Below are 12,123 nucleotides of genomic sequence, written 5' to 3'. Positions count from 1 at the left end.
AATTTTACCTCCACCATTAAACTTTAAAAATACCTAGATCATTTTTTTTATTTTTTGATGGTCCCATATTAAATGTTGAACCAAGAGCCAAAACAGTTGCAAGTTCAATTGGAAGACCCACTTTAACTATTTTTTCAACGGTTTTTTTAACATCGTACTCGACAAATTTAAATCTATAACTAAACACACCTTTATCAATTTCTAATATTAAATAAGTTGCTCCTGGTTTTCCATCCTTGGTTCTACCAACACTACCAGGATTTAAAATTGTTTTTCCATACAAATGCTTTGCCATAGCCAAATGAGTATGGCCATTAACTATGATATCTTCTTCAACTGATCCTGCAATTAATTTTAATCTTTCTGGATCGGTAGATGGTTTTACATATTCCAATAAGTGATTCAAAGGACTTCCATGCACAAGTAAAATTTTAACTCCTTCAACTTCTAATGAAAGTTTTTTTGGAAGATTTTTTAAAAATTCTTTGTTATTTTTACTTGTTACTTTAATTGTCCATGATAATGATTCATCACCAACTTCAGTTTCTCTTCCAGGATTATAAGAACAACCACAACTTGTTTTTTCAAACCCAACTGCATCATCATAGTTTCCCATTACCGAAATAATATTTTCCTTTTTTATTTTTTCTATAACCTCATTTGGACTTGGCCCATAACCTACAAGATCCCCAAGGCAAAATATCTTATCAACATTTTCCTTTTTTATATCTTCTAAAACACTTTCCAAGGCTTCTAAATTTGAATGTACATCTGAAATAAATGCTATTTTCATCATTTTATCAACCTCCATTATTATTTATACCACAATTCAATACCTATGCTTTTTTAAATTTCTTTCTCGTTGTATTTGCTATTTTAACTAGTGTAAGCATTACTGGAACTTCAACTAATACTCCAACAACAGTTGCAAGTGCAGCTCCTGAGTTCATTCCAAAGAGAGAAATAGCAACTGCAACTGCAAGTTCGAAGAAATTGCTTGCTCCAATCATTGCAGCAGGTACAGCAATTGAATGTGGAACTTTCCAAAAATAAGCCCAGAAATATCCAATGGTAAAAATAAGAAAAGTTTGAATAATTAACGGAATTGAAATAAGTAAGATGTGTATAAAATTCTTTTCTATAGTCTCACCTTGGAAGGAGAAAAGAAGTATTAAAGTCAGAAGAAGCCCAATAATAGAGATTGTTGAAAATTTTGGAATGAATTTTCTTTCAAGATATTCTTTTCCCTTATTCTTAATTACATAATGCCTTGTGATTATTGCTACAATTAAAGGAATAAGAACAAAAATAACTACTGAAAATATAAGTGTTTTGAAAGGTACTGTAATATTTCCAACTTTCAACAAAAATGAAACAATGGGAGCAAAAGCAAACAATATTACAAGATCATTAATAGCTACCTGAACAAGAGTATATAAGGCATCTCCATTTGTCAAATAGCTCCATACAAAAACCATAGCTGTACAAGGTGCCGCTCCAAGCAAAACAGCTCCTGCCACATATTCAGATGATAACTCAACACCAATTATATTTCCAAAAACTACTTTTAAAAAGAAATAGGCTATAAAGTACATTGTAAAAGGTTTGATCAACCAATTAACAGTGAGAGTAATTATAAGTCCTTTTGGATTTCTCCCTACATTTTTAATACTTGAAAAATCTATTTTCAGCATCATAGGATAAATCATTAACCAAATTAAAATTGCAATTGGAATTGACACATTTGCATATTCCCATTTGCTTAGAGTTTTTGGAACTTGAGGAAAAATTTTCCCAAGTAAAAATCCACCAATTATACAAAGAGCTACCCAAATACTAAGATACTTTTCAAAAAATTTCATTTTCTTTTTCATCATTTTACCTCCTTTCACATCTACCAGGATTTTTTAAATACTCATTCATTTTTTTTAAATCATTTTTAAATGGTTCAATTTTAGCCAATTCTTTTAATATCTCATTTATGAAGCTATATCTTTTTAACATCTCTTGGTTTAAACTATAGTAAGTCCAATATGAATTTTTTCTTTTATTAATTAAATTCAAAAACTCAGCCTGTTTTAAATGTTTTGAAACATTAGATTGGGTTATATTAAGAACATTTTCAATATCACAATTACATACTTCTGTATTAGAAATTAAAAATAGTATCCTTGCCCTTGTTTCATTTGAAAATAATTTTATAATTTCTATAACTTCAATCATAAAACCACCTCTTAACTATATGACCATATGGTAATATAATTATAACTTTTATTCCTATATATGTCAAAAAAAATTCCCGCACATATGTGCGGGAATAAAATTTTTTTATATTTTAATTACCACTCTCCTGTAATAGCAAACACGTGAACATTTACTTCGTTTGGAAGAATTATTTCTTCTATTATGCCATTTATCTCAAATCTAATAATTTTTAAACCACATTTAATAAATTGTTTTTCTCCTGTCAAAACAAATCTATAATCTGAAATAATATCAATTTTTTCAGAACACCAATCAGGAATTTTCATTTCAAAATCTTTGCCATTAACTTTAAAGATTACATTATAATCTCCATGATTTGCAGCAACTAAAAGATATAAGTTTTTCACAAATGTTTTTTCAAATTTTAAAACTTGTCCATTACACCTTATATTGTCATTTCCATTTTCATGTATTTTAAATGGTACTTTATAATTCTTTATCTTTTCTATTATCTCTTGTGGAAGATAACTCCCAAGAACTGATCCAAGATTATCAAAATTTCCTTTTTCATTTATTGAATCAGCTATTCCATTGTTGTTCAAAACATTTTCAAGATTAAACAAGATAAAATTGTCATATTTTTTGAATGTTAAAAAACTTTCCGTTTTGTTTTCAAAATCTCTAATTTCTACTTTTTCTATTTTGAGTGTTAATTTCCCGTTTTCGTAAAAAGCAGAAATATCAGATGTTGAAACTCCTATTTTTTCAGGAATTAAAACTACTTGATCAATAATTCCTGCCCCTTTTAATATAACCCTAAACTGATCTAGCTTTAATTCACCAAGATGAACATAACTTCCATTTAAAGATCCAGTTACTTTATCATAACCAGATGAAACCGTACAATCGTATCCACCATTTCCAACTATTATAACATCATAAACTCCAGGAGAAACATTGAACTTGAGTCTTACATTATCTTCAAATGAAAGAGCGCTTGAACCACCAAATTTAGCATCAACCAAAACTTGAACATCGGATAATCCCCAGTCACCAGCTTCTGCTTCCAAAACTTGTAAGGGATATGATTTTAAGAGCTTTCCTTCCGATAATTTTTTTAATTTATCGGGCATAATTTCTAAAAATAACATTGTTCTAACTGCTGAAATAGTTGATTCAGCACCTGCATTGTAGTTTATATGAGCAAATTCCATTCCATCATATCCTTCACTATTTGGACCATACATAGGTTTTCCAAGCCTATTTAACCCTTTGTACCATCCTGCCATGAGGGAGGCTAAAACACCTATTTCTTCATCTCTTGTTTCGAGATAATATTTTATTGCTCCAACTGTAATACTTTCAACTGCATAAGAAAGTTCAGGAAAAAGTTTTACTTTGTCTGAAATTTCATATATAAACCCCGTAGACAAGAAAATTGGCCCTTCTATTTCAAGAGCTTTTTTTGCGTATTCTAAATATTTTTTATCTTTTAAAACTCTATAACTTTCTACAAGAGCTTCCACATACCTATTTCCCCATCCATGCCAGAGTATTTTATCTTTATAAGTTTTAAAAAATCCATACTGATAAAGTCCCAATATGGCATCTGCAGAATTCCTGATTTCATTTTTAACATTAATTCCCAAATCATTTAATGCACACAAACCAAGAATGTAAACTGATGTCTGATCGCCCACTCCATTTAACAATCCAGCATCAACATAGTTGGATAATAACTCATAACCCTTCTTAGCATTTTCAAGAAATGTAAAATCATATTTTGAAATTTTTGATAAAGCCCAAAATGCCCTAACAGCCCACCATGAATGCTGCTTTGAACTTGTTATACCAGTTTTGTTTATAGTACCATCAACATATGCAAAATTATAAAAGTCTCCGTCATAATCTTGCATTTGAACAATAAATTTTGCTGCTTTTTTTGCTAAATCAAGATATTTACTATCTCGAGTAAATTCATACATTTCAACATATGTAACAACTGCTCTTGAAACATCATCAACACATATATCCCCTTCTCCTTTTGCAGGAATTTTCCTATAACCATCTGAAGTTTTATCAGCATATACAAAATATCCTCTCACCATTTCTCCATTTAATACAAAATCTTCTCCTAAAAACTCCAAGTGATTTGTATTAATTTGTGAAAATAAAAATGCTCCAAAAAATAAAAAAATAAAAATTAAAATCTTTTTCATATAATCACCTCTTATAATACTCTCTCATTTTTGCATTTTCTGGCAAATTCATTATTTCATTTAAAACTCCTTCTACCTGCTCTTCAGACCTGGTTCTTGGATCTCTAAAAAGAAGTTCTTTTAAAACATTTATATCTCCTTTAGTAAATGCTTCAAGTGCCATTTCCATTCGCATTATTCTCGGCTTTAAGTAATACTTAATAACTCTTTCTGATAATTTTGGCATAATTTGTTCAGGATGTATTCCCGATGAATCTACCCACGCTGGAATTTCAACAGCTACATCGTTGTCTATTCCTTCTATTGCTCCGTTGTTTAGTATGTTAACAACAAATCTTTGTTTTTTATTGTTAACTATTGAATCTATAAATGGAACGTGTTGTTCTCCACTAAATTTTTTTGGATTAATTATGCTTTCAATTTCTTCTTTGAAAATTTCATTATTCATATAATCTTTGTAAGTATTATAATCCAACAATTTGATATTTGGATTCATTGAAACAAAATTTGCTAATTTATTAATCGTTTCAGTAATTTCTTTTATGTTGTTCTGATACCATTTCCAACCAATTTGTGAATCGGCACCACCAAATTTTCCATACCATTTTTTCTTTGTTTCAAGGTCATAATTATATTTCCAGGAAGAATTCCTCACAGTATCTCCTATAGGCATTTGTCCATAAAATTTATACATATCTATAGCAGCTAAAGAAAGCTGGTCATCAAAAGGATGTTTTGGTTCATAAACATTATTTCCTATCCATTCATCTATTACCTTATATCCATCTTTACCATCATACAAAAATCTATTTAACCATATACCATGATTTACACCTGCAACTTGCCAATCTAATTTGCTTATATCAAGCCCTATAACTTCAGCTAAGCGATGTACACCGTAGTGTCCATGACAAAAACCAACCATATTTATTGGTACATTTCTTAAAATCAATGTGGTTCCTTCAAACACTGGATTTGCAGCCTGCAATAGCCATGCGTCTTTTTCACCCTTTTCTTCAACTAATCTTGCAACTTTTAAAAATAAATCCAATTGATTAAAATTCGATATTGTGTAATAATCTGATACCATGTTAAATTCTTGTGAATCTATTCCTCTATAGTAGCCCCATTTTTCTCCTATTTTCCTAACTTTTTCTAAATAATCATGCCCACCTGCCATAGCTGTATTAATTACAAACCTTGCTCCATCAATTGCTTCCTCAAGGTTTGTAGTAGTTTTAAATTTTAATTTTGCTCCCATTTCTTCATTTAATTTATTTGCAAGGATGTATGTTGAATTTAACCTTGATTCATCTATATCCATCAAACAAATTTCAACATCTTTAAATTCAAGTATTTTTGTAAAATCGCTAATAATTCTTAAAGAAAAAACGGCGCTCCCCGCGCCAACTATTGCAACCTTAAACATATATTTACCCCCTTATCCATTTTTCAACTTTTTCAATCTCAATTGTTGCAAGTGCTATGTAATTATCAGCTGCCCCATAATAAACATAATACTTGTCTTTATATCTAACCATTGCATCTGAAAATACTACATTTGGAACTCCTCCAAATATTTCTCATTCTTCTTCTGGTTCCAAAATTGGCGTCTCAGAACGTTTAATAACCTTTGTTGGATCATTTAAATCGAGTACAATAAATCCCAATCTGTATGTATATCTTGGCCCCTCTTGAACTCCATGGTACAATAGAAGCCAGCCATATTCAGTTTTAATTGGTGGAGCTCCTGCACCAATTTTAACATTATCCCAGTAATCTTTTCTTGGAGATGCTATTTTTACATAATCTCCCCAGTGAATTAAATCATCTGAAAAAGCAAGCCAGATATCTGGTTCTATCCTGTGTATAAGAACATACTTTCCATTAATTTTTTCTGGAAATAAAGCAGCATCCTTATTCGGACTTTCGGGAAGTATAGGTCCAAATCTTTCGTAAGTTATAAAATTTTTGGTACGTGCCATTGCAACCTTAATTCCAGTAGGAGAATATGCTGTGTAATTTACATAATAATATCCATCTAAATATGTAATTCTTGGATCTTCAACGCCGTATAGTTCCTCTTGAGTTGCTGGTGAAAAAACTGGTTTTTCAAATCTATTCCAATTTACTCCATCAATACTTACAGCATAACCCATTCTAGAAACCATATCTTCACCCTGCGCTCTGTATAACATATGAAACAACTCTCCATCGTATACTACTGCTGGATTAAAAACAAATCTACTTTCCCAAAGGTGATTTGGATTTGGTGCAAATAAAGGATTTCTTGGATGACGTTCAAGTTTCAGCTCCATATAAATTCCTCCTCTCATCAACTTATTTTAAAGATACTGAAATTCCCTGCAAGAAATATTTTCTAAAAATTAAGAAAATTAAAACCATAGGTATTGTTTGAATTACTGAACCAGCAAGTATTGGTCCAACATAACTACTATATTCATGGTTGAAACTTGCAAGCAAAACCGATAACGGCATTTTATTGTAATCTTTCATAACAATTAAAGGCCACATGAAGTTATCCCATGCACCTATAAATGTAAATAAGCCAACAATAGATGCTGTGGAACGTGCTAGTGGAAACATGACTCTTGTTACAATCCAAAAAGTATTTGCTCCGTCTATCTTAGCTGCTTCAATATAATCATTTGGAATTGATTTAAATGTTTGGGCAAACATAAAGCTTCCCCAAGCACTTATTATAGAAGGTAAAATTATTGCTGAATATGTGTTTAACAATCCAAGAGTTTTTATTAAAACAAATAACGGAACTATAAACATAAATCCAGGAAAAAGCATTTGAAAAAGAATAAAATTAAAAACACCTTTTCTACCCTTAAATCGAATTTTAGATAAAATATATCCAAAAAATGCCGAGGAAACAATTACAGAAAAGGTAATAGTAACTGAGATGAATATACTATTTAAGAGTGCTCTAAAGAAAGGTCTTTGAAGTTTATCTGACATCAAAAATATAAATTTATAATGCTCTAATGTAAATTTTGTAGGCCAAAAGCGTGTATAAATTTCACTTGTTGGCTTAAAAGATGAAAAAAGAAGCCAGAAATATGGGTAAATCCATATTATAGAACCTAAAAATAATAATGTGAAAGTAATGTACGGAAATTTCTTTTTCTTAGTTTTTTTCATACAAGAGACACCTCTCTTTCAACTAAAAAACGAACAAGCAAAACACAACCATAACTTAGAAGCCCTGTGACTACAGCCAAACTTGCCGCATATGAAGGATCCATTCTCTGAAAAGCCGTTGTATAAATATGCATCATAAACGTAAGAGTCCTTCTCATAGGGCCTCCACCTGTTATCATATAAGGTTCTGTAAATATTCCAAATGTTAAATTAACAGCAAAAACAAGAACTGTAGTTAATGCAGGATTAATTAATGGAAATGTTATTTTCCAAAACTTTTGCCAGTTAGTAGCTCCGTCAAGTTCGGCTGCCTCGTATAAAGATTTTGGAATAGCATTTAAACCTGCAAATAAAATCAATCCATAATAACCAACAAACTTCCATGTTACCATTATTGCAATTGAAAGAAGAGCAAGTTGCGGATCACTAAACCAAGGAACAGTAATACCAAAATTTTTATATAAAAAACTATTTATTGGACCACTCTCTGAAAAAAGATTAGAAAAAAGAATCGAATATGCAACACCAGATGAGACATTTGCTATCAAAAAGCTTAAAGCAAAAAAAGTTCTAAATATATTTACTCTGTATAATGCAAGCGCAAAAAGTAATGACAAACCAAGTACCATCGGAATGAAATAAACCATAAAATTAACTGTATTTAAAAAAATTCTCCAAAAAATTGGATCACTGAAAAGCCTTATAAAATTTCTAAATCCCACCGGTCGCGGTGAACCAAAAAAATTCCATTTAGAAAATGAAAGAATTACTAACCAGACAAAGGGATAACCCCAAAAAATTGCTGTGTATATTAAGTAGATGGAAGAAAATCCCCACCCAAGATAATTTTCTCTTTTTCTTAATTTAGAAACCAAATAAATCCCTCCTAAATAGAACTCTTTCTTTTAATAAATTTTGTGAATAGAGACATCATTATTGGATGTATGTCATGTCCCACCAAAAGTTCATATATTCTCTTAGCAGCTAGTGAGCCCATTTCATCTTTAAAAACTTTTAAAGTAGTCAAAGGTGGATCAAAACTCTCTGCACTTATAATGTCATCAAATCCTATAACTGAAACATCTTTTGGAACTTTGAAATTTCTCTTTTTCAGTTCCCTTATCACCCTCATTGCAGTTATATCATTTGACGCAAAGATCGCTTCGGGTTTTTCGTTCTTTCTAAGCATAAAATCTATTACATCAGACATGTTATCTTTAATGTCGTCATATTCATAATATTTTGGAAGAAGTCCAGCTTCTTCCATTGCACTTGTGTACCCATCAAATCTTCCTTTAAATCCATATGAATTTAAAGGTCCATTCACATAGCAATATAACTGTTTGTAAAAGAACTTTATAGTTGAAAAATATAATTTTTATGGAAAAGTTGGCTAGTTTTAGCCAACTTTTTTAGTTTTTCATTTTTTGAATGATATAAACAAATGTTGAACAAATATATATGGTATATTACTTGAATTTTCTGTTTTCTCTTAATTTTATCCTACTCATATAATATATATCTACGTTTTTTGATATTTTTTATTTTTTTAATCCATTTCTAAGTAAATCCTAAGTAATTTTTAAGTATTCATTAAGCTTTTTAGTGTAAGATTAAAATTGTCAACGAAAAATATCATAAAAGGAGAAGTGATTAACATGAAAAAAGTAATAGCTTTTGCAGTTTTAAATTTTTTATCAATTGTTTTATTTGCTGGAAATTTAACTGTGGATAAACAGGTAAATTCTTTACCATATGAAACACTTTCTGCAAGTGAAGTAGAGGGTATAATGCAGATGAGGGAAGAAGAAAAATTAGCAAGAGATGTTTATTTGGAATTATATAAAACATGGGACTTACCAGTGTTTTATAACATTGCGCAATCTGAGCAAACTCATATGGATGCAGTAAAAACTTTAATTGAAAAGTATAATCTTAAAGATCCAATAACTGATGAAGATTTTGAAAATATTGGAGTATTTAAAAATGAAGAACTGCAAAATTTATTTAATGAACTTTTATCACTTGGAGAAAAATCATTAAGCGATGCTTTAAAAGTAGGAGCAACAATTGAAGATCTAGATATTTTTGATTTAGAAGAATTATTAAAAAGTACTGATAATGAAGATATCAAATTTATTTACAACAATCTAATGAAAGGATCAGAAAATCATATGAGATCGTTCATAAAAAACCTTGATAAACTCGGCAAAACTTATACTCCACAATTTATATCATTGGAAAGATTTAGAGAAATTTTAAAATTTTGAATAAAAATTATTAAGACTTTAAAAACAAAAATCCCCATCTTTCATAATGAGAGATGGGGATTTACATTTTTTCATTCAAGTTTTTATAAATTAAATACTTTTTCTTTTAAAAATACTTTTTCTTCTAACCTTATATCTCTTGATGAAGCTCCGACTCTTATTCTATATTCTCCTTCTTCAAGTACCCATTTATCCTTACAAAAACTAGTTAAATCTCTTAATGCAATCTTTATTGATATTTCTTCTTTTTCGCCTGGTTTTAACATTTTCGTTTTATAAAAACCTTTCAATTCCTGGAACGGTTTATCTAACCTTGCTTTAGGAGCTTTAACATAAACCTGAGCAATTTCTTTACCTTCAACATTACCACTATTTTCAATTTCAAAACAAATTTCGATATTTTCATCATCATGCTTCACAATCAAATTTTTGTAATCAAACTTAGTATATGAAAGGCCATATCCAAACTCAAATAATGGATCGATTTGGAATGTATCATAATACCTATAACCAACGTAAATATCTTCCTCATATACTACCTCTAATGGATTTTCAACTGGTTTGCCAGGAAACGACTTTGAAGGAATATCCTGATAATCCTTTGGAAAAGTTGTTGGAAGCTTTCCAGAAGGATTTACAGTCCCCAAACAAACATCTGCAACAACTCTTCCAGCTTCTTGCCCCGGCTGCCAGATAAGTAGTAATCCATCCACCAACTCAATCCAGCTTGCAATTTCTATAGGACCACCTATATTAAGTAACACTATAACCTTCTTTCCTTTACTATGAAATTTTTTAGACACATTTTCTATAAGCTTTTGTTCATCATCACTTAAATAATAATCTCCTTTTACAGCCCTTCTATCAACAAATTCACCAGAAATTCTACTAATTACAATAATAGCTAAATCATTTGTTTCAGAAGCTTCATCAATCATACTTTCATCCAAAATATCTTCTGGTAGTTTTGGAGGAATTTTTAAATTAAACTCATTGACATAATTTGGCCTATAATTTCCATTTCTAAGTTCAAATACTTTCTCTTTATAGAAATTTCCAATTTTTTCATCTACTTTAACTCCTTTTTCTTTAAAACCTTCAAAAATACTTATAGTATACCTTGGATGTGTATCTCCACTACCAAATCCACCTTTTACAGTTTCAATCTGACCTGTTCCAAAAATTGAAACTTTTGCATCAGCACTAAAAGGTAATACATCGTTATTCTTCAAAAGAACAACTCCTTCAGAAGCAGCATTGTAAGAAATTCTAGCATGTTTTTCAAAATCTGGAGCATTAGAATATTTATATCCTTTGAATGATGGAGTCTTCATCAAAATATTTAAAATTGTCCTTACCCTTTCGTTAATAATATCATCAGTAATTTCACCCTTTTCATATGCCTGTTTCAACTCTTTAATTTCATCTTTTCTATCTTTAAAAACATTGTAAGTTTTGCCAGGCATAATTAAATCATTACCTGCTTTTATTTGTTCAACAGGATTATCACCAGCAAACCAATCACTCATTACAAAACCCTCAAATCCCCATTCTTCTCTCAAAACCTTTGTTAAAAGCCATTTATTTTGAGAGCAATATTTTCCATTTAATTTATTGTAAGCACTCATAACCGTCCATGGCTTTGCTTTTTTCACTACAATTTCAAATCCTTTCAAATAAATTTCTCTTAATGCTCTTTCTGATACAATAGTATCTATCTTCATTCTATTTGTTTCTTGATTATTTGCAGCAAAATGTTTTAAGCTTGTTCCAATACCCTCTGACTGAACACCTTCTACAAAAGCAGATGCAAGTTCACCTGTCAAAATGGGATCCTCTGAATAATACTCAAAGTTTCTTCCACACAAAGGATTTCTATGAATATTTATTGCCGGAGCAAGCAAAAAATCAACTCCATATTCTTTAGCTTCATTCCCCATTGCTTTTCCAACTTCAAACAAAATCTCTTTATTCCAAGTAGAAGCAAGCATCGAAGCAATAGGAAATGCAGTTGCATGATATTTATTACTGTCATTTTCTCTTTCAGGATCTATTCTCAAACCTGCCGGGCCATCAGCATGAACAGTAGAAGGTATTTTTAACCTTTCTATTTGGTGAGTTTCACCCGCTGCACCTGGTACTCTAGATGACTTATTTCCAAACATTCCTGGGAGTCCTACTCCCACTAAAAGTTTTAACTTTTCTTCAACTGTCATTTGTGAAATTATTTTTTCAATATCCATTATTATGCCCCCTTA

Annotated in this window: 10 protein-coding genes and 1 pseudogene; 1 reads left to right on the top strand and 10 read right to left on the bottom strand. The window is 30.4% G+C overall.

The annotated features are described in order from the left end of the window. Positions 1-16 precede the first annotated feature (16 nt). The 9 genes and pseudogenes from OB7_RS06505 to OB7_RS06465 form a co-directional block, all read right to left on the bottom strand. Entirely contained in the window at positions 17-793 is a 777-nt protein-coding gene (locus OB7_RS06505; protein WP_170128446.1) for a metallophosphoesterase family protein, read from the bottom strand. A 43-nt stretch (positions 794-836) separates the two neighbouring features. Then, positions 837-1,874 (bottom strand): ACR3 family arsenite efflux transporter, encoded by a 1,038-nt coding sequence (gene arsB, locus OB7_RS06500; protein WP_114702803.1) that lies wholly within the window; start codon positions 1,872-1,874, stop codon positions 837-839. A 4-nt stretch (positions 1,875-1,878) separates the two neighbouring features. Beyond that, positions 1,879-2,223: an ArsR/SmtB family transcription factor gene (locus OB7_RS06495; protein ID WP_012580518.1), complete on the bottom strand. Its 345-nt coding sequence runs from the start codon at positions 2,221-2,223 to the stop codon at positions 1,879-1,881. Positions 2,224-2,339: 116 nt separating this feature from the next. After that, positions 2,340-4,424, bottom strand: a complete 2,085-nt coding sequence (locus OB7_RS06490; protein WP_114702802.1) for a hypothetical protein — start codon at positions 4,422-4,424, stop codon at positions 2,340-2,342. A gap of 4 nt (positions 4,425-4,428) precedes the next feature. Continuing rightward, entirely contained in the window at positions 4,429-5,853 is a 1,425-nt protein-coding gene (gene aglA, locus OB7_RS06485) for an alpha-glucosidase AglA (RefSeq protein WP_012580515.1), read from the bottom strand. A 4-nt stretch (positions 5,854-5,857) separates the two neighbouring features. Continuing rightward, positions 5,858-6,742 (bottom strand): annotated as a pseudogene (locus OB7_RS06480) (glycoside hydrolase family 130 protein). A gap of 22 nt (positions 6,743-6,764) precedes the next feature. After that, entirely contained in the window at positions 6,765-7,595 is an 831-nt protein-coding gene (locus tag OB7_RS06475) for a carbohydrate ABC transporter permease (RefSeq protein ID WP_004103036.1), read from the bottom strand. After that, positions 7,592-8,470, bottom strand: a complete 879-nt coding sequence (locus tag OB7_RS06470; protein WP_004103034.1) for a carbohydrate ABC transporter permease — start codon at positions 8,468-8,470, stop codon at positions 7,592-7,594. The genes OB7_RS06475 and OB7_RS06470 overlap by 4 nt, the downstream gene beginning before the upstream one ends. Before the next feature lie 11 nt (positions 8,471-8,481). After that, positions 8,482-8,955, bottom strand: coding sequence for a substrate-binding domain-containing protein (locus OB7_RS06465; RefSeq protein ID WP_282956782.1), 474 nt, complete (start codon positions 8,953-8,955; stop codon positions 8,482-8,484). A gap of 298 nt (positions 8,956-9,253) precedes the next feature. Here OB7_RS06465 and OB7_RS06460 point away from each other — a divergent pair, with 298 nt between their 5' ends. Beyond that, on the top strand, positions 9,254-9,865 hold the full coding sequence (locus OB7_RS06460; RefSeq protein WP_004103016.1) for a DUF2202 domain-containing protein: 612 nt from the start codon (positions 9,254-9,256) through the stop codon (positions 9,863-9,865). 83 nt (positions 9,866-9,948) lie between these two features. Here OB7_RS06460 and OB7_RS06455 read toward each other — a convergent pair whose 3' ends face one another. Beyond that, a complete protein-coding gene (locus OB7_RS06455; protein ID WP_012580493.1) occupies positions 9,949-12,108 on the bottom strand; it encodes a beta-glucosidase family protein in 2,160 nt (719 codons plus the stop codon). Positions 12,109-12,123: the final 15 nt, after the last annotated feature.

Origin of the sequence: Thermosipho africanus Ob7 (genome assembly GCF_003351105.1) — a bacterium.
Classification (GTDB): domain Bacteria; phylum Thermotogota; class Thermotogae; order Thermotogales; family Fervidobacteriaceae; genus Thermosipho; species Thermosipho africanus.
This window is presented reverse-complemented; position numbering and strand designations above follow the sequence as displayed.

Bases quoted from the DNA above. Each gene is read 5' to 3' on its own strand.
- OB7_RS06490 (WP_114702802.1), bottom strand. From the start codon at position 4,424: ATGAAAAAGATTTTAATTTTTATTTTTTTATTTTTTGGAGCATTTTTA.
- arsB (WP_114702803.1), bottom strand. From the start codon at position 1,874: ATGAAAAAGAAAATGAAATTTTTTGAAAAGTATCTTAGTATTTGGGTA.
- OB7_RS06455 (WP_012580493.1), bottom strand. From the start codon at position 12,108: ATGGATATTGAAAAAATAATTTCACAAATGACAGTTGAAGAAAAGTTA.
- aglA (WP_012580515.1), bottom strand. From the start codon at position 5,853: ATGTTTAAGGTTGCAATAGTTGGCGCGGGGAGCGCCGTTTTTTCTTTA.
- OB7_RS06495 (WP_012580518.1), bottom strand. From the start codon at position 2,223: ATGATTGAAGTTATAGAAATTATAAAATTATTTTCAAATGAAACAAGG.
- OB7_RS06505 (WP_170128446.1), bottom strand. From the start codon at position 793: ATGAAAATAGCATTTATTTCAGATGTACATTCAAATTTAGAAGCCTTG.
- OB7_RS06460 (WP_004103016.1), top strand. From the start codon at position 9,254: ATGAAAAAAGTAATAGCTTTTGCAGTTTTAAATTTTTTATCAATTGTT.
- OB7_RS06475 (WP_004103036.1), bottom strand. From the start codon at position 7,595: ATGAAAAAAACTAAGAAAAAGAAATTTCCGTACATTACTTTCACATTA.